At 58.6% G+C, this 15,912-nt stretch carries 18 protein-coding genes; 9 read left to right on the top strand and 9 right to left on the bottom strand.

Going from position 1 to position 15,912, the window contains the following annotated elements:
• Positions 1-268, top strand: a 268-nt coding sequence (locus CUN63_RS23530; protein WP_129445144.1) for an IS30 family transposase, incomplete at its 5' end; no start/stop codon positions are given.
• 11 nt (positions 269-279) lie between these two features.
• On the opposite strand, the gene CUN63_RS23525 is transcribed toward CUN63_RS23530, so the two are convergent.
• A complete protein-coding gene (locus CUN63_RS23525; RefSeq protein WP_129442952.1) occupies positions 280-921 on the bottom strand; it encodes a hypothetical protein in 642 nt (213 codons plus the stop codon).
• A gap of 178 nt (positions 922-1,099) precedes the next feature.
• Between CUN63_RS23525 and dusA the strand changes: the two genes are divergently transcribed.
• Entirely contained in the window at positions 1,100-2,095 is a 996-nt protein-coding gene (gene dusA, locus CUN63_RS23520; protein WP_129442950.1) for a tRNA dihydrouridine(20/20a) synthase DusA, read from the top strand.
• A 178-nt stretch (positions 2,096-2,273) separates the two neighbouring features.
• Positions 2,274-3,200 carry a transaldolase gene (gene tal, locus CUN63_RS23515; RefSeq protein ID WP_129442948.1) on the top strand — a complete coding sequence of 309 codons (927 nt, stop codon included), beginning with the start codon at positions 2,274-2,276 and terminating at the stop codon, positions 3,198-3,200.
• 240 nt (positions 3,201-3,440) lie between these two features.
• On the opposite strand, the gene rssC is transcribed toward tal, so the two are convergent.
• From rssC to CUN63_RS23500, 3 genes are all read right to left on the bottom strand, one after another.
• On the bottom strand, positions 3,441-3,923 hold the full coding sequence (gene rssC, locus CUN63_RS23510; protein WP_007935262.1) for an anti-sigma factor antagonist RssC: 483 nt from the start codon (positions 3,921-3,923) through the stop codon (positions 3,441-3,443).
• Positions 3,923-5,104 carry a two-component system response regulator RssB gene (gene rssB / locus CUN63_RS23505; protein WP_129442946.1) on the bottom strand — a complete coding sequence of 394 codons (1,182 nt, stop codon included), beginning with the start codon at positions 5,102-5,104 and terminating at the stop codon, positions 3,923-3,925. The genes rssC and rssB overlap by 1 nt, the downstream gene beginning before the upstream one ends.
• Positions 5,105-5,456: 352 nt before the next feature.
• Positions 5,457-6,146, bottom strand: a complete 690-nt coding sequence (locus tag CUN63_RS23500; RefSeq protein WP_129442944.1) for a VacJ family lipoprotein — start codon at positions 6,144-6,146, stop codon at positions 5,457-5,459.
• A 185-nt stretch (positions 6,147-6,331) separates the two neighbouring features.
• Between CUN63_RS23500 and CUN63_RS23495 the strand changes: the two genes are divergently transcribed.
• Both CUN63_RS23495 and CUN63_RS23490 read left to right on the top strand, forming a co-directional pair.
• Entirely contained in the window at positions 6,332-6,952 is a 621-nt protein-coding gene (locus CUN63_RS23495; RefSeq protein ID WP_129442942.1) for an HAD family phosphatase, read from the top strand.
• A 110-nt stretch (positions 6,953-7,062) separates the two neighbouring features.
• Positions 7,063-7,326, top strand: coding sequence for a DUF4404 family protein (locus CUN63_RS23490; RefSeq protein WP_129442940.1), 264 nt, complete (start codon positions 7,063-7,065; stop codon positions 7,324-7,326).
• Positions 7,327-7,498: 172 nt separating this feature from the next.
• Here CUN63_RS23490 and queF read toward each other — a convergent pair whose 3' ends face one another.
• Positions 7,499-8,329, bottom strand: coding sequence for an NADPH-dependent 7-cyano-7-deazaguanine reductase QueF (gene queF, locus CUN63_RS23480; protein ID WP_027921667.1), 831 nt, complete (start codon positions 8,327-8,329; stop codon positions 7,499-7,501).
• Positions 8,330-8,390: 61 nt separating this feature from the next.
• Positions 8,391-8,879 carry a plastocyanin/azurin family copper-binding protein gene (locus CUN63_RS23475; protein ID WP_371928188.1) on the bottom strand — a complete coding sequence of 163 codons (489 nt, stop codon included), beginning with the start codon at positions 8,877-8,879 and terminating at the stop codon, positions 8,391-8,393.
• 187 nt (positions 8,880-9,066) lie between these two features.
• Between CUN63_RS23475 and CUN63_RS23470 the strand changes: the two genes are divergently transcribed.
• Together CUN63_RS23470 and CUN63_RS23465 are read left to right on the top strand one after the other, a co-directional pair.
• Positions 9,067-9,747, top strand: a complete 681-nt coding sequence (locus tag CUN63_RS23470; protein ID WP_008151374.1) for a heavy metal response regulator transcription factor — start codon at positions 9,067-9,069, stop codon at positions 9,745-9,747.
• Complete coding sequence (locus tag CUN63_RS23465) at positions 9,747-11,096, top strand: heavy metal sensor histidine kinase (RefSeq protein ID WP_129442938.1); 1,350 nt, start codon at positions 9,747-9,749, stop codon at positions 11,094-11,096. The genes CUN63_RS23470 and CUN63_RS23465 overlap by 1 nt, the downstream gene beginning before the upstream one ends.
• A gap of 139 nt (positions 11,097-11,235) precedes the next feature.
• Here the strand turns inward: CUN63_RS23465 and CUN63_RS23460 are convergent, their stop codons facing one another.
• From CUN63_RS23460 to CUN63_RS23450, 3 genes are all read right to left on the bottom strand, one after another.
• Positions 11,236-12,480 (bottom strand): lipoprotein-releasing ABC transporter permease subunit, encoded by a 1,245-nt coding sequence (locus CUN63_RS23460; protein WP_095128737.1) that lies wholly within the window; start codon positions 12,478-12,480, stop codon positions 11,236-11,238.
• 64 nt (positions 12,481-12,544) lie between these two features.
• Positions 12,545-13,228: a lipoprotein-releasing ABC transporter ATP-binding protein LolD gene (gene lolD, locus CUN63_RS23455; RefSeq protein WP_165353274.1), complete on the bottom strand. Its 684-nt coding sequence runs from the start codon at positions 13,226-13,228 to the stop codon at positions 12,545-12,547.
• Between the two features lie 7 nt (positions 13,229-13,235).
• The gene (locus tag CUN63_RS23450; RefSeq protein WP_129442936.1) at positions 13,236-14,486 is read right to left on the bottom strand and encodes a lipoprotein-releasing ABC transporter permease subunit; all 1,251 of its coding nucleotides are present in this window, start codon (positions 14,484-14,486) and stop codon (positions 13,236-13,238) included.
• A gap of 94 nt (positions 14,487-14,580) precedes the next feature.
• On the opposite strand from CUN63_RS23450, the gene CUN63_RS23445 reads away from it, so the two are divergent.
• A complete protein-coding gene (locus tag CUN63_RS23445) occupies positions 14,581-15,162 on the top strand; it encodes a PilZ domain-containing protein (protein WP_129442934.1) in 582 nt (193 codons plus the stop codon).
• 14 nt (positions 15,163-15,176) lie between these two features.
• Complete coding sequence (locus CUN63_RS23440; RefSeq protein ID WP_056744312.1) at positions 15,177-15,899, top strand: glycerophosphodiester phosphodiesterase family protein; 723 nt, start codon at positions 15,177-15,179, stop codon at positions 15,897-15,899.
• Positions 15,900-15,912 lie beyond the last annotated feature (13 nt).

The raw sequence follows: 15,912 nt of genomic DNA, 5'->3' as shown, positions 1-15,912 counted from the left end.
GAAGACTGGCGTCGCCATCTATTTTTGCGACCCGCACAGCCCTTGGCAGCGCGGCAGCAACGAGAACATCAATGGTTTGATCCGCCAGTACCTACCCAAGGGCACAGACTTGTCGAAACACAGCCAGGAAGAACTGGATGCCATAGCCCTGCAATTGAACATGCGCCCACGTAAGCGTTTCGATTTCAAATGCCCCATCGAAATGATGGGCCAAGTGATGCAAGAGGCCATCGCTTGGCGGCATGATGCCCCAACTTCAATTCAATAACCGTGTTGCACTCAGCTCCAGCATCCGCCAATCTTATTAGCCTCTAACCGTGGAAACGAAAACCGAATCAACACCCCCGCATCAGCTCCCTCACCCGCAAGTACCAACTCAGCAGACCGGATATTTTCAGGTGATGCGTTTAGCGCGCTAACCGCATTCGGCTGCCCTTTGGCATTCACACCTTCCAGAAACGTATAGGTCAGACTCCCGGAGGTCAGGCCGACCTGCTCAAAGTTGGATAACTCCGCTGTTAACTCGTCTTTACTACTCACTTTCTTCGCAACTTCAATCACGTCCAGCATTGACTTATCATCGGTCATGGAAACCAACGTGAACGTCTTGGAAAGCCCTGCAATGGCTTTGCCATACAAATCCTGATCGAACGGGCTGATCAACGACACCATGATCAGCTTGTCGCCCGAAAACACCAACGCCACGGTGAATTTCTCTTCCAGGAAGTCGACATCGTCGATGCACCTGGCCGTGCCGCCAACATCCTCGGAGCAATCGTAGTAGCCAGCGGCTTCGGTGTAGTTCGCGAGAGGAGATTGATAGACGTAATTCTTGAAGAGCTTTTCTTCGGCGGCGGCGCTTTGTGCGAATGCAAAAATGCCGGCGGCGGCGAAAGCAAATGACGCGATTCTCGTCAGCATAGGATCCCTTCCTCAAACAGCTCACTAGTTAGTAGCCAGATGCTATCAGTACGTCTTGTAGCTGTCTCGCTCAATCCCACAGCTACGCGTGCTCATCGCAATAGGACTCGCCTAAGCCCTGCAACCCCAATCCTGATAAACTCCCCACCTCCCAGCCCCACCCATCTCAGAACCGCCAATGCCCCCAATCACCGCTACACCCGCCCCGCTCTCCCGCCGCTTCTCCGTCGCCCCGATGATGGATTGGACCGATCGCCATTGCCGCTTCTTCCTGCGCCTGCTCTCCAAGCACGCCCTCCTCTACACCGAAATGGTCACCACCGGCGCGCTCCTCAACGGCGATCACGACCGCTTCCTGCGTCACAACGAAGCCGAGCACCCGCTCGCCCTGCAACTCGGCGGCAGTGTGCCGCTGGACCTGGCGATGTGCGCGCGCATGGCGCAGGAGCACGGTTACGACGAGGTGAATCTGAATGTCGGCTGCCCGAGTGATCGGGTGCAGAACAATATGATCGGTGCGTGCCTGATGGGGCATCCGCAGTTGGTGGCTGATTGTGTGAAGGCGATGCGGGATGCGGTGTCGATTCCGGTGACGGTGAAGCACCGCATCGGGATTAATGGGCGGGACAGTTACGAGCAGTTGTGTGATTTCGTCGGCACGGTTCGGGATGCCGGGTGCACGAGTTTTACGGTGCATGCGCGGATTGCGATTCTGGAGGGGTTGTCGCCGAAGGAGAACCGCGACATTCCGCCCCTGCGCTATGACGTGGCGGCGCGGTTGAAGACGGATTTTCCGGAGCTGGAGATTATTCTCAACGGCGGGATCAAGACACTGGAAGCCTGTCACGAGCATTTGCAGACGTTCGACGGCGTGATGTTGGGCCGTGAGGCCTATCACAACCCTTATGTGATGGCTGAGGTGGATCAGCAACTGTTCGGCAGCACGGCGCCGGTGATCAGCCGGGCCGAGGCGCTGGCGCAGTTGCGGCCTTATATAGCCGCGCATATCGATGCGGGCGGCTCGATGCACCACATCACTCGGCATGTGCTGGGACTGGGCACCGGGTTTCCGGGGGCGCGCAAGTTTCGGCAGTTGTTGTCGGTGGATATTCACAAGGCAAAAGAGCCTTTGGTGTTGCTGGACCAGGCGGCGGAGTTGCTTGAGGGGCGTTAACGGTCGCTTGGGTTGAACCTGTGGTCTGATTTGGCATCGTATTTACCGATACCGCGCCCCGCCTTTCAAACAGCCGTTTTCCGGATGTTGCCGCTGGGGCCCTCGATACGTACACGCACCCTTGAGTGGCTGTCAGCGCTCGGGTAATGTCATTAGACCCATAGGACAGAGCACGCCCATGACTTCCAAGCTGGAACAACTCAAACAAATGACCACCGTTGTTGCCGATACCGGCGACTTCGAAGCTATCGCTCGCGTTAAACCCGTGGACGCTACCACCAACCCTTCCCTGCTGCTGAAAGCGGCGGCCATTCCCGGTTATGCCGAGTTGCTGAACGCTTGCGTCAGCGACTGCAAGGGCGATGTTGGCCTGGCCAGCGACCGTTTTGGCGTCGCGGTAGGGCAAGAAATTCTGAAAGTGATCCCTGGCCGTATTTCCACCGAAGTGGATGCGCGCCTGTCGTTCGACACTGACGCCGTATTGAAGCGTGCGCACCGTCTGATCGACCTGTACGACAAGGCCGGCATTGGCCGTGACCGCGTGCTGATCAAGATCGCTTCCACCTGGGAAGGCATCCGCGCTGCCGAAATTCTGGAAAAAGAAGGCATTCAGACCAACCTGACGTTGCTGTTCTCGTTCGCCCAGGCTGCGGCGTGTGCTGACGCCGGGGTGTTCCTGATTTCGCCGTTCGTGGGTCGTATCTACGACTGGTACAAGAAGGCCAACGGCAACGACTACACCGGCGCGGATGATCCGGGCGTGCAGTCGGTGACGCGCATCTACAACTACTACAAGGCCAATGACTACAAGACTGTGGTCATGGGCGCGAGCTTTCGTAACCTGAATCAGATCGAGCAGCTGGCCGGTTGCGATCGCCTGACCATCAGCCCGGATCTGATTGATAAGCTGGCGGCGGATACTGGCAAGCTGGAGCGCAAATTAGCCCCGGGTCATGCCGGTGAAGCTCGTTTGAACTTGAATGAAGCGCAGTTCCGTTGGTTGTCCAACGAGGATGCGATGGCGACCGAGAAACTGGCTGAAGGTATTCGTCAGTTCGCTCGCGACCAGGAAAAGCTTGAGGCGCTGTTGCAAGCCAAGCTGTGATCTAGTTCAAGGCAATGCAAAAAGGGCGAACCTTAATGGGTTCGCCCTTTTTTATGCGTTGAATTTGGGTATTGGATGGGCTTCGCACTGAAGGATGTGGTGCTTGTTATGGCGCCATCGCGGGCAAGCCCGCTCCCACAGGGGATTTGTTATGGATCGCGATAGTGTTTACGACTGAGGTTATGTGGGAGCTGGCTTGCCTGCGATAGGGCCTGTAAGGCCCACATCACTTTCAGGTGATCAGTGACGCTCGAGCGCATTCACCAGATCATGAAACGCTTCACGATTGGAGTCGTTCAACCCCATGAGGATCTTGTGCGCTTCAAGCACTTTGATCCGCACCACTTCTTCGGACTGATCCTGGTCTGGCAGGTCGGTCAAGCACTCAGGACACGGGATCGGGCGGTCAACGATGTTGAACACTTGCTCGAAGCCCATGGACTGCAGCAGACGGGTGATGTCTTCGTGGGTGGTGACGACGGTCGGCAGCAAGCCGACCTTTTGCCGCGACAGGATCGACAGCTTGGCCAAAAGGCCAAGGGTGGTGCTGTCGATGCTGCGGGTTTCGGTCAGGTCGATCACGATCGCGTTGAAGTTCAACGCCGTGAAGATCCGCTCAATAGTCGCATCCAACGCCGAACACAGGGTCAGGCGAACTTCACCGACGAACTTCAGGACGAAGGTGCCATCCTGCTCGGCGAACTGGATTCTACCGGTACTCATTAAAGATTCCTGCTCAACACCAACAGGGCGATATCATCCGGCATCTCCCCTAGCGTGGCCAATCCAAAAACCTGCCGCAGACCATCCAGGCTGCCGCCCGCTGCCTTGACCCGTTGGGGCAAAGCCGCTTCTTTTTCTTTGAGTGTAGGTTCTGGCAAAAGGTCCAGAATGCCATCGGACATCAGCGTCAGGCTGAACGTCGGCGGCAGCTCCAGTACGTGGTCTTCGTAGGTGGCTTCATTGAAGAGGCCCACCGGCAGACCACGCCCTTCCAGATAACAAACACTGTCTGGCGTGTACAACACTGGCAACGGCAAATGACCGCCGATGCTATAGGTCAACAAACCTGTCTCCTCGTCGATGACTCCACCGACCATTGTGACGTGTTTACCCAGCTTACAACTGATCAGGCCTCGGTTGATATGACCAAGGACCTCTGAAGGCTTGAATTCCGGCAATGTACCGCTGCGCTTGGACTCGAACAGCAAGCGCGTGGTCATGAACTTCAGCAACACGGTAACGAAGGCTGAAGAGGCGCCATGACCGGAAACGTCCGCCAAGTAGAAGGCTACCCGACGCTCGTCGACCCGAAAGTAGTCGACGAAATCACCCGACAGGTACAGCGACGGGATGATCTGGTGAGCAAACTGGAACTCGTTGATGGTCCAGGGGCTGACCGGCAGCATGTTCATCTGCACCTGGCGACCGGCGTTCTGGTCTTCCTGGAGCAGGTTCAGGCTGGCGGCGAGCTCGCGGTTGGCCTTTTCCAGCTTCTCGCGGTAGCGCTGGTTTTCCAGCAGCAGGCGCGCACGATCCAGGGCCCGGCGCACAGAGTGCTCGAGCACAGCCAGATCTTCGAGAGGCTTGATCAGGTAGTCCGCTGCGCCCAGGCGCAGGGCCTCGACCGCGTCGTTCATCACGCCGGCGCCCGAAACCACGATCACCGGGGTTTGTGGCGACAGCTCGGTGACCTGGCGAATGAGTTCGAGTCCGCCCATCTGTGGCATGCGCAGATCGCAGATGACCAAGTCGGGCTTGTCTTGCTCGAATACCTGAAGACCCTGCTGGCCATTGCTGGCCTGCAAGACGCTGAAACCACTGTCTTCCAAATAGGCGGCGAGGCTCGCGCGCACTACTTCGTCATCATCGATTATCAGCAGCGTGGCACTGGTTTTTGGCATGTGGGCAAACGGCGCCAGAATTAGGTTGGCGTAGCAGGCAGGGGCTTTGTCCCGGCTCACACTACTGGATTCGCTTTCTAGCCTCTCTACTGCACTGTTTTCGAGCATTTGCCCTACACACAGGTACACCAGAGGTGCCCTTCTAAGGCGCAGACGGTACTCCCATCCGCGGGGCGTTTCAAGCTCACGCCGATGGTCGCTTGACGTCTTTCCATTTCAAATCACCGGGAGTTATAAGAACCGGCAAAACCGTAACGTAATGGAAGGTTCGAATCCATCAGTCAAACCGGCCCCGCAAGCCAAACGAAAGAAGGCGGCCCACTGGCCGCCTTCTTCGTTTTACCGGTCGAGATCAAAAATCGTCTTCGACCTGGCCGTCTTTGACTTTGAATTCGCGGTTCTGCAAGTACGCATTGCGGATGAAGGTGTACTTGTCGCCGGTGATCAGCTTCTCGCTCGACAGCAGGTTGGCGCGGGTGTCGATGATGTTCAGGCCGAAGATCGAGTTACGCACGGGCACGTCGTTGATGTAAGGGTACGGGCCGGTGTAGCCGTCGACATACTTGGACGGCGCGTCACGCAAGGTGCTTGGGCCCAGAAGCGGCAGCATCACGTAAGGGCCGCTGCCTACGCCCCAGTAGCCGAGGGTCTGGCCGAAGTCTTCGTCATTGCGTTGCAGGCCCATCTTGGTGCCCACATCAAAGAAGCCCAGCAGGCCGAAGGTGGTGTTGAAAATCAAGCGTGCGGTGTCGACGCCAGCGGCGGCCGGTTTGGCCTGCAAGATATCGTTGGCAAGGTTGGTGACTTCACCGACGTTGCGGAACATGTTGTGGATGCCGTCTTCAAGGAACTGCGGCGTCACGAACTGATAGCCCTGGGCCAAAGGCTTCAGCGCATACGTGTCGAGCACATCGTTGAACTTGTAGATCGGGCGGTTGATGCTTTCCCAAGGGTCGTCTTCCGAGGCTGCCTGGGCAACGAACGGAACCAGCAATACGCTGGTAAACACACAAAACTGAGCTAGATGATTGCTCCAGCGCATAGAAAAACTCCTTGGATTGTACTGGCGCGGGCGCTTGGCCCAAGCGTTAAGCGGGCTAGTATAAGACGGAAAAGCCGCTTTAGGCAGCTTGCGGATCATTCGTGATGATTGTGAGCGATTCACATCAGTGTCACTCAACTGTCACCGTCGCCCCCTAGCCTTGAGGCTATTTCAGGGACGTTGATATGCCGCACGCCGAAACCTTGCCCCACATTGCGCCCAGCCTGACCGCCGTACTGTTCGGCCTCAGTGGTTGCCTGGTGGATTTCGGTGCCCGCACACGTGCACACGGCATCCCCTCTGCCATGCACGCCGAGGCCACGCCCGGCGCGCTGGATAGCCTGCGCAGCTTGCAGCATCAGCAGATTCCCTGTGCCTGGCTCGATGAACTTCCCCCTGCCCTCAGCCATTCCCTGGCCGCTGCCTTGCCTTCATGGATCAAACCCTCGCAACACCCCGAAACAAACAATCCATGGCCGGCACCGCACGCCTGCTGGCAAGCCTTGATGACGTTGAATGTTGAACGACTGGAGGGTTGCGTTCTGGTCAGCGGCGAACCGCGATTGCTGCAAGCGGGGCTCAATGCCGGTTTGTGGACGATTGGGCTGGCGTCCTGCGGCTCACTCTGCGGCCTGGCGCCCAACGAATGGCAGGCGCTGACTCAGCAGGAACGGGAATTCAAACGCGGCAAGGCAACGATGCAACTGTTCGGTCTGGGTGTGCATTCGGTGATCGATCACCTCGGTGAGCTCGACACCTGCCTGGCCGACATCAGCCTGCGCCGGCTCAAGGGCGAAAAGCCCTGATCGAGATCATGCAGGTTGCGCGCGAGTGGATTAATCTAAAGGTCAAGCCATAGACCTTTGGCGTGCTGCTGCGGTCTATGCCAGTGCCTATCGATAAAAGGAAGAACGCCATGCCTGCCCGCGAACTGCAACAACAGCTCAATACTCTGCGCGAGCAATTGGAACAGAATCCACCGCTGACCGAAGCCGAGCGCGAAGACCTGCACGCGCTGATGCAACAAATCGAACTGGAAATTGAGCTGGAAACCAAAACCCAGGACTCCAGCCTCTCCGACAATGTGAACCTGGCCGTCGAGCGTTTCGAAATCGAACATCCAACCCTTGCTGGCACCTTGCGCAACATCGTGCAAGCCCTGGCCAACATGGGGATCTGAACCCGCTGAATACAAAAAAGCCCCGCTAGTGATAGCGGGGCTTTTTCATATCTGCGACTTGCAATGCAATCCCCTGTGGGAGCGGGCTTGCTCGCGAAGGCGGAGTGTCAGTCACCATTGATGTTGAATGTAACGGCCCCTTCGCGAGCAAGCCCGCTCCCACAGGGGTTATTTATTGACGGACCAGACGGTGGTTTGGCAGTTGAACGGTTTCAGTACTGCGATACGGGTTGATGTCCAACCCACCGCGCCGCACATACCGCGCATACACCGTTAATTTCTCCGGTTTCAACAACCGTTGCAGGTCGAGAAAAATCCGCTCCACGCACTGCTCGTGGAAGTCGGAGTGCTGACGGAAGCTCACGATGTATTCCAGCAAACTCGCGTGATCCAGTGCCGCGCCACGGTATTCCACCGCCACGCTGCCCCAGTCCGGCTGACTGGTGACCGGGCAGTTGGATTTGAGCAAATGGCTGTGCACGCTCTCCTCCACGATGCGTGATTCATCGCAACGCAGCAGTTCCGGACGCGGATGCTCATAGTTGCTGACGCTGATGTCCAGATCATCTATGCACACGCCCGGCAACGCCACGACGCCTTCGGCCTCGACGTCCTTCAGGCTGCGAATCCGCACGCCGACCGGTTTACCGGCAGCAGCCGACAGGTCTTTCGCCAACGTCGCCTCAAGGCTCGCGGTGTCGGCAAACGGTGTCTGGTTCAGGGAATTGAGGTACAGCTTGAACGACTTCGATTCGATGATATTCGGCGAATCCGCCGGGATACTGAATTCACCAATGGCCACCACTGGTTTGCCGGACGGCAACAGCCACGACAGCTCGAAGCAATTCCAGAAATCCACGCCCTTGTACGGCAGGGTTTCAGCCGTCAGGCCCAGCTCGGCCCATTTCGCGGTGCGCGGGATCGGGAACAGCAAGGACGGCGTGTAGGTGGCGATGTATTCGCTGGATTTGCCCAGCGGCGAGTGTTCGGCTGCGGGATGCATGGCGGAAACCTGACTGAAGAATCAGCGGATTCTACCAGCCTTTGCTCCCGCCTTTGAGTGCTTACTGACTGACAGTCAACTTGCCGACCATGCCGGCCTGGTAATGACCGGGGATGTTGCAGGCAAATTCCAGGTTGGTGGCCTTGGTGAAGGTCCAGGTCAGCTCGGCGGTTTTACCCGGTTCTACGAGCACGCTGTTAGGGTCGTCGTGCTTCATGCCGTGATCCATACCGGCCATTGCGCCGTGGTCCATTTCCTTCAGGCCTGCAGGCATCAGCATCCCGCTCTTCTGCATCTGCATCATTTCCTGCTGATGCTTGGCATGCATCGCCGCATCACCAAGGTTGAATTCGTGCAACAACTGGCCTTTATTCACCAACACAAAACGAACCGTCTCACCGGCCTTGATATCAATCGCCTTGGGCGTGAACGACATGTCGTCCATGACGACTTCAACGCTGCGAGTCGCCTTTGCCGCCGGGGCCGGTTGGCCGAAGTCGTAGGTATGTGCCGGGGCAGCCACGCTGGCGAGCTCAGCGCCAGCAAACACGCGACGCGCACCAGTGAATTGCGCAAAAACATAGTCGCACTCCAACAAGATAAGGTTCAGCCTGTGGAAAACTCTAAACTACTGCGACTGCCCGCAACCTGACAGCCAGATTACAACTTTGTCAGGTTGACCTGTATTAACGCTGCCCACGGTATAAAGCGTTCGTTCCATTTGCCTCGAGTCGCCCATGAAACTGCTGATCGTCGAAGACCAACCGAAAACTGGCCACTACCTGCGCCAGGGCCTGACCGAAGCCGGTTTCAATACTGAACTGGTGGCGGACGGCAGCACCGGCCAGCAACTGGCGCTGACCGGCGATTACGCCCTGTTGATCCTCGATGTGATGTTGCCCGGTCGCGATGGCTGGCAGATTCTGCAAGCGGTGCGCGGTGCCGGTCTCGACACGCCGGTACTGTTTCTGACAGCACGCGACGCGGTGGAGGACAGGGTCCACGGCCTCGAACTGGGCGCCGACGACTACCTGGTCAAACCGTTCGCCTTCTCCGAACTGTTGGCCCGGGTCCGCAGCCTGCTGCGCCGTGGTAACGCCACACCTCAGGAAACCAGCCTGCAACTGGCGGACTTGCGTCTGGACCTGATCCGCCGCCGGGTCGAACGCAGCGGTCAACGCATCGACCTGACGGCCAAGGAATTCGCCCTGCTGGAAATGCTCCTGCGCAGGCAAGGCGAAGTCCTGCCCAAGTCGTTGATCGCATCCCAGGTCTGGGACATGAATTTCGACAGCGACACCAATGTCATCGAAGTGGCGATCCGTCGTTTGCGCCTGAAGATCGACGATGAATTCCCCAACAAATTAATTCACACCGTGCGTGGCATGGGTTACGTCCTTGAAGAGCGCCCTGCCTGATGCGTCGACTTTCGTTAAGCAGCCGTCTGGCGCTGCTGTTTGCGGCGTGCACCGCCGTGGTGTCGCTGTTTGCCGGGGTGTTGTTCAGCAGGGCCAGCGAAGCGCATTTCGTTGAACTCGATCAGCAGTTGCTGGACGGCAAGCTGATTGGTATGCGTCGGGCACTTCATGACATTCAGTCGAGTGAAAGCGAAGTCAAACTGGCCGATGAATTGAGCCGACAGACTGATCTGTCGCTGCGAATCACTGGCAGCGACGGCAAGCGCTGGTATGACAGCTCAACGCACCTGCCTCAGGCATTGCCGACCCAACCTGGCTTGTCCACGGTGAGCAGCGAAGGTACCGACTATCGCGTCCTCAACGCTCCGTTGTACCTCGACAAACCTGACTCGCCGCAGTTGACCTTGCTGCTGGACATCACCCATCACCAGCACTTTCTGCAACGCATGCAGCACCTTATCTGGCTGACAGTCGGCTTGTCGGCACTGGCCACCGCCCTGCTCGGTGCCTGGGCCGCGCGCAGTGGGTTGCGGCCGTTGCGGCGCATGAGTGCGGTTGCCAGTGGCGTTTCAGCGCAGTCGCTCAATGCCCGCTTGCCCGAAGAAAATATGCCGCCAGAACTCGCGGAAATGGCCCACAACTTCAACGCCATGCTCGGACGCCTCGACGACTCTTTTCAGCGACTCTCGGCCTTCTCCGCCGACATCGCCCATGAATTGCGCACGCCGTTGTCGAACTTGCTGACCCACACCCAGGTCACCCTCACCCGCCCACGTCCCATCGAGGATTACCGCGAAGCACTGCACAGCAATCTCGAAGAACTGCAATGGATGGCGCAACTGGTCAACGACATGTTGTACCTGGCCAAGGCTGACCACGGGTTGTTGATGCCCAAGCGCGAACCGCTGGAGCTGGCTGAAGAAGCGGATTTATTGCTGGAGTTTTTTGCGCCGTTGGCGGAGGACGCTCAGGTCAGGTTGAGTCGTGAAGGCAGTGCGCGCATGGAGGGCGATCGCAGCATGTTGCGTAGGGCGCTTTCCAATTTGCTGGACAATGCGTTGCGGTTTACGCCGGTCGAAGGCGAGGTTCGGGTGCGGATTATTGATCAGCCTAAGGGATTGAGTCTGACGGTCGAGAACAGCGGCGACGGAATTGATGGGGCGTTGCTGCCGCGCTTATTTGATCGCTTCTACCGGGCTGATCCGGCACGCCAGGAAGGCAGTAGTGAACATGCGGGGCTGGGATTGGCGATCACTCAATCGATCATCCGCGCCCATGGCGGGCAGATTCGCTCTGAATCGGATAACGGGTGGACGCGGTTTGTGATTGAGTTGCCCAAGGGAGATTGAGGCCAGCAGGACTGGCCCCTTCGCGAGCAAGCCCGCTCCCACATTGGATTTGAGTCGTTCACGAATGTGTGGCTCAACTCGGTCAAATGTGGGAGCGGGCTTGCTCCGGGCGGCGTTCCGACGAAAGCGGCCTATCAGACTACGAATACCGCAACGCGGTAGCCGGCTCGACTTTCGCCGCACGCCATGCCGGGTAAACGGTGGCGAGGAAGCTCAGAATGAACCCGGCGGAGCAGATCAACACCACATCCGCTCCCTGCAGTTCGGACGGCAAGTTACTGACGAAGTACACGTCGGAACTGAAAATGTGCTGCCCGCTGACCCGCTCCATCCAGCCCACCAGTTCACTGACGTTCAGCGCCGCAATCACGCCGAGCACACCACCAATCAACGTACCGACAACCCCGATCACGGTGCCCTGCACCATGAAGATCGCCATGATCTGCCGCGGCGTGGCGCCGATGGTGCGCAGGATCGCGATGTCCGCGCCCTTGTCGTTCACCACCATGATCAGGGTTGCGATGATGTTGAACGCCGCCACCGCGACGATCATCAACAGCAGCAGGCCAATCATGGTTTTTTCCATCTTCATCGCACTGAACAGACTGCCCTGCGTGTGGGTCCAGTCATCAGCCTTGTAAGCGGTGCCCAGCCCGCCAGCAATATCACTGGAAACCTTCGGCGCAGCGTACAAATCCTTCACCGCCAGGCGCACGCTTTGCACCTGATTCGGCGCCCAGTGCTGCATCTGCGCGGCATCGGCCACGTGGATCAGCGCCATGGAGCCGTCCAGTTCGGCGCCGACCTTGAACACGCCGACCACGTTCAACCGCTGCATGCGCGGGGTGATGCCGCCCGGTGCAGTGCTGACTTCCGGCACGATCAGGGTGATCTTGTCGCCGACGTTCAAGCGGAAGCGACGTGCCGTGATCTCGCCGATCACCACGCCGAACTCACCCGGCTTCAAGGCATCGAGACGCCCCTGAACAATGTGCTGGGCGACGATCGACACCTTGCCTTCCAGCGCCGGATCAACGCCGCTGACCTGGATCGGCTGCATCGTCCCCTTGTAGGACAGCATGCCTTCCATCTCGGTGAACGGCACGGCGGCCGTCACTTCAGGATTCTTCATGGCCGCCGCAGCGACGGGCTGCCAATCGTCGATCGGATTGACGCCGACGATTGTCGCGTGAGGCACCATGCCGAGGATGCGCGAGCTCATTTCACGCTGGAAACCGTTCATGACCGACAACACCACGATCATCGCCAGCACGCCCAGGGCGAGGCCGATCATTGAGGTCATCGAGATGAAGGAAACAAAGCGATTGCGGCGCTTGGCGCGGGTATAGCGCGCGCCGATAAAGATCGATAACGGTCTGAACATTCGCTGGGCACCGTATAAAAATAAAAGACCCGACGTACTGTTCAGTACGCCGGGTTTCGGCCAATCAGATGGGCGTCAGGTAACCTTCCTGCAAATGCAGGACGCGATCCATCTGGCGAGCCAGGTTCATGTCGTGAGTCACCACCAGGAACGCCGTGCGCATCGAAGTGCTGAGTTCCAGCATCAAATCCTGAATGCCCTGGGCGGTGTGGGAGTCGAGGTTACCGGTCGGCTCGTCGAGCATCACCAGGCCTGGGTTGTTCACCAGGGCGCGGGCGATGGCCACACGCTGACGTTCACCACCGGACAATTCGGCCGGTTTGTGCTCCAGGCGATGCCCCAGCCCTACCCGCTCCAGCAATGCCGTCGCACGCTGACGCGCTTGCGGGATAGCCGTCTTGCCGATCAGCAGCGGCATGCAGACGTTTTCCAGCGCGGTGAACTCAGGCAACAAGTGGTGGAACTGGTAAACGAAACCCAGCGACCGATTGCGCAGCAAACCGCGAGCCTTTTCGTTCAGCGCCGACAGCTCTTCACCGGCCAGCCAAACACTGCCCTTGGTCGGTGTATCGAGGCCGCCCAGCAGGTTGAGCAAGGTACTTTTGCCCGAGCCCGAGGTACCGACAATCGCCACGCGCTCACCCGGATGCAGCTCCAGTTGCAGACCGGCCAGAACCTCTACCGATTCCGGGCCTTCCTCGTAGGATTTGCCCAAGTCGCGGCAGCTCAAGATTGCTTTATCACTCATGCCCAACTCACTCATAACGTAGCGCCTCCGCAGGCTGGGTGCGCGCGGCACGCCAGGCTGGATACAGGGTGGCGAGGAAACTCAGGACCAACGCGGCGGCGCAGACCATCAACACATCCTGGCTCTGCACTTGCGACGGCAGGTAATCGATGAAGTACACGTCGGCGTTGAGGAATTTGTGCCCGATCAGACCTTCGAGGGCCGATATCGCGGCGCTGACGTTCAGCGCGGCGAAGATCCCGACCACGGCGCCGATCAGCGTCCCGACCACACCAATGACGGTGCCCTGCACCATGAAGATCGCCATGATCGAACCCGGTGTGGCGCCAAGGGTACGCAGAATCGCGATGTCGCCCTTCTTGTCGTTCACCACCATCACCAGCGTGGAAATAATATTGAATGCAGCAACGGCGACGATCAGCAGCAACAGCAAACCGATCATGGCTTTTTCCATGCGGATCGCCTGATACAGATTGCCGTGGGTGCGTGTCCAGTCGCGGGCATAGAAATGGTCTTCGCCGAGATGCTGCGCGATGGTCCACGCGACGCGTGGCGCCTGGAACAGGTCGTCGAACTTCAGGCGGATGCCCTGGACCTGATCCGGTTTCCAGCGATGCAGCTTGGCCAGATCCTGAAGATTGGTGATGCCCAGATAGCCGTCCAGTTCACCGGCGCCGACATGGAAGATGCCGACCACGGTAAAGCGTTTCATGCGCGGGAACATCCCGGCCGGGGTCACGGTGACTTCCGGCGCCACAAACGTCAGTTTGTCGCCGATCGCCGCACCCAGCTTGGCCGCGGCCTTGTCACCGATGACGATGCCGAAACTGCCCGGCGCCAGGTCGTCGAGTTTGCCCTGCTGCATGAAGTTATCAATGATCGAGACCTGCCGTTCCAGCGCAGGGTCGATGGCATTGAGCAGGACTTTGGACACCTTGCCGTTGTTGGTCAGCAAACCCTGCATCTGCGTAAACGGCGCCACGGCCGTCACCTGCGGGTTCTGCTTGACCTTGGCGGCCAGGCTTTGCCAGTCGCTGATCGGTTCACCGGACTCGATGGTCGCGTGGGGCACCATGCCCAGCACGCGGGTGCGCATCTCATGATCGAAGCCGTTCATGACCGACAGCACCACGATCATCACGACCACGCCAAGGGCGAGTCCGATCATCGAGGTCAGGGAAATGAATGACACAAAATGATTGCGACGCTTTGCACGGGTATAACGCGTGCCAATAAATACGAAGAGAGGTCTGAACATGTCGGGGCTTGTTCGGAGGGAAAAGGAACGTCCTTGTGGCGGGGGTCGATAACCAGCTTTACACTCAGACCACCGCCGCTACCATGGGTTCGCCATGTCGACATTAGATGAAGAAGATCGCCGCGAATACTACCGTATCGAGGACACGATCGCACTGGAAATTCGGCCCCTGTCCGCACCCGAAGCCGCAGGCCAGGATGTGTTGCAGGATGCTTCCCCACTGTTCAACTTGCTCAGCGAGCTGCACCTGAGCGAATTCGAGTCACAGCACCTGTTGCGCCAGATCAGTGAGCGCGACCGGAATCTCGCGGCGTTCCTGAAATCCCAGAATAAACGCATCGATTTGCTGAGCCAGGTGATCGCAATCACCGTGCTCGGGCAGATCGGCGAGCCGCAGCCGGTGATCATTTCCGAAGGCGGGATCGAATTTCAGCATCCGACGCCCATTGCCGAGGGCACGCACCTGTCAGTCAAACTGGTGCTGATGCCGCAAGCCCTCGGCCTTTTGCTGCGAGCCCGGGTCACCCATTGCGATCGCAAAGGCGACGGCTACGACGTCGGCACCGAGTTCGAATACCCGACCGATGCCCAGCGCCAATTGCTGGCCCGCTACATTTTTCAGAAGCAGGCCCAGGAACGACGCCTGGCCCGCGAACAAAACGAATCAGGCATTTAATTTAAGGAAGAACCGTGACTCTCATCTACGGCCATCGCGGCGCCAAGGGCGAAGCACCGGAAAATACGCTGACCAGTTTTCAGCAATGCCTCAAGCACGGCGTGCGCCGCTGCGAACTGGACCTGCACCTCTCCATGGACGGCGAGTTGATGGTCATCCACGACCCGACGCTCAAGCGCACCACCGACCGTCGCGGCAAAGTCGTCGAGCACACGGCGGCCGAGCTGGTGACCTACGACGCGCGCACTGGCGGACCAGGCTGGATCAAACCGTGCCCGATTCCAACACTGGAAGAACTATTCGAGAAATGCGATTTCGAGCACTGGCAGCTGGAAGTCAAAAGCGCTTCGCGCACCCGCGCTGCGACTACGGTGTTGGCGATTCGTGAGATGGCTCAGCGTTTCGGCCTGCTCGACAAGGTCACGATCACCTCGAGTTCGCGGGAAGTATTGAAAGCTGCGCTGGACTTCGTGCCGGATGTGTCCCGCGGACTGGTGGCCGAGTACGCCTGGCTCGACCCGCTAAAGGTCGCGCAAAGCTATGGCTGTGAGATTCTGGCGCTGAACTGGACCCTGTGTACGCCGGAACGCCTGCAGAAGGCGCAGCGTCAGGGGCTGCATGTGTCGGTATGGACAGTCAACGAGCCCGCGCTAATGCGCAGACTCGCCGACTTCGGCGTTGACAGCCTGATTACAGACTTTCCCGGTTTGGCCAGCGCCACGCTCGAGAATTGCTGAAATCGGTCTCCCC

It is taken from the genome of Pseudomonas sp. ACM7 (genome assembly GCF_004136015.1).
In the GTDB taxonomy this organism is placed as follows: Bacteria; Pseudomonadota; Gammaproteobacteria; order Pseudomonadales; family Pseudomonadaceae; genus Aquipseudomonas; species Aquipseudomonas frigoris.
Note: the sequence above shows the minus strand (reverse complement) of the source record. Positions and strands in the feature narration are given on the sequence as shown.

Bases quoted from the DNA above. Each gene is read 5' to 3' on its own strand.
- CUN63_RS23450 (WP_129442936.1), bottom strand. From the start codon at position 14,486: ATGTTCAGACCTCTCTTCGTATTTATTGGCACGCGTTATACCCGTGCA.
- CUN63_RS23525 (WP_129442952.1), bottom strand. From the start codon at position 921: ATGCTGACGAGAATCGCGTCATTTGCTTTCGCCGCCGCCGGCATTTTT.
- queF (WP_027921667.1), bottom strand. From the start codon at position 8,329: ATGCATCCCGCAGCCGAACACTCGCCGCTGGGCAAATCCAGCGAATAC.
- dusA (WP_129442950.1), top strand. From the start codon at position 1,100: ATGCCCCCAATCACCGCTACACCCGCCCCGCTCTCCCGCCGCTTCTCC.
- tal (WP_129442948.1), top strand. From the start codon at position 2,274: ATGACTTCCAAGCTGGAACAACTCAAACAAATGACCACCGTTGTTGCC.
- CUN63_RS23445 (WP_129442934.1), top strand. From the start codon at position 14,581: ATGTCGACATTAGATGAAGAAGATCGCCGCGAATACTACCGTATCGAG.
- CUN63_RS23460 (WP_095128737.1), bottom strand. From the start codon at position 12,480: ATGTTCAGACCGTTATCGATCTTTATCGGCGCGCGCTATACCCGCGCC.
- CUN63_RS23495 (WP_129442942.1), top strand. From the start codon at position 6,332: ATGCCGCACGCCGAAACCTTGCCCCACATTGCGCCCAGCCTGACCGCC.
- rssB (WP_129442946.1), bottom strand. From the start codon at position 5,104: ATGCCAAAAACCAGTGCCACGCTGCTGATAATCGATGATGACGAAGTA.
- CUN63_RS23465 (WP_129442938.1), top strand. From the start codon at position 9,747: ATGCGTCGACTTTCGTTAAGCAGCCGTCTGGCGCTGCTGTTTGCGGCG.
- CUN63_RS23500 (WP_129442944.1), bottom strand. From the start codon at position 6,146: ATGCGCTGGAGCAATCATCTAGCTCAGTTTTGTGTGTTTACCAGCGTA.
- CUN63_RS23490 (WP_129442940.1), top strand. From the start codon at position 7,063: ATGCCTGCCCGCGAACTGCAACAACAGCTCAATACTCTGCGCGAGCAA.
- lolD (WP_165353274.1), bottom strand. From the start codon at position 13,228: ATGAGTGATAAAGCAATCTTGAGCTGCCGCGACTTGGGCAAATCCTAC.
- rssC (WP_007935262.1), bottom strand. From the start codon at position 3,923: ATGAGTACCGGTAGAATCCAGTTCGCCGAGCAGGATGGCACCTTCGTC.
- CUN63_RS23470 (WP_008151374.1), top strand. From the start codon at position 9,067: ATGAAACTGCTGATCGTCGAAGACCAACCGAAAACTGGCCACTACCTG.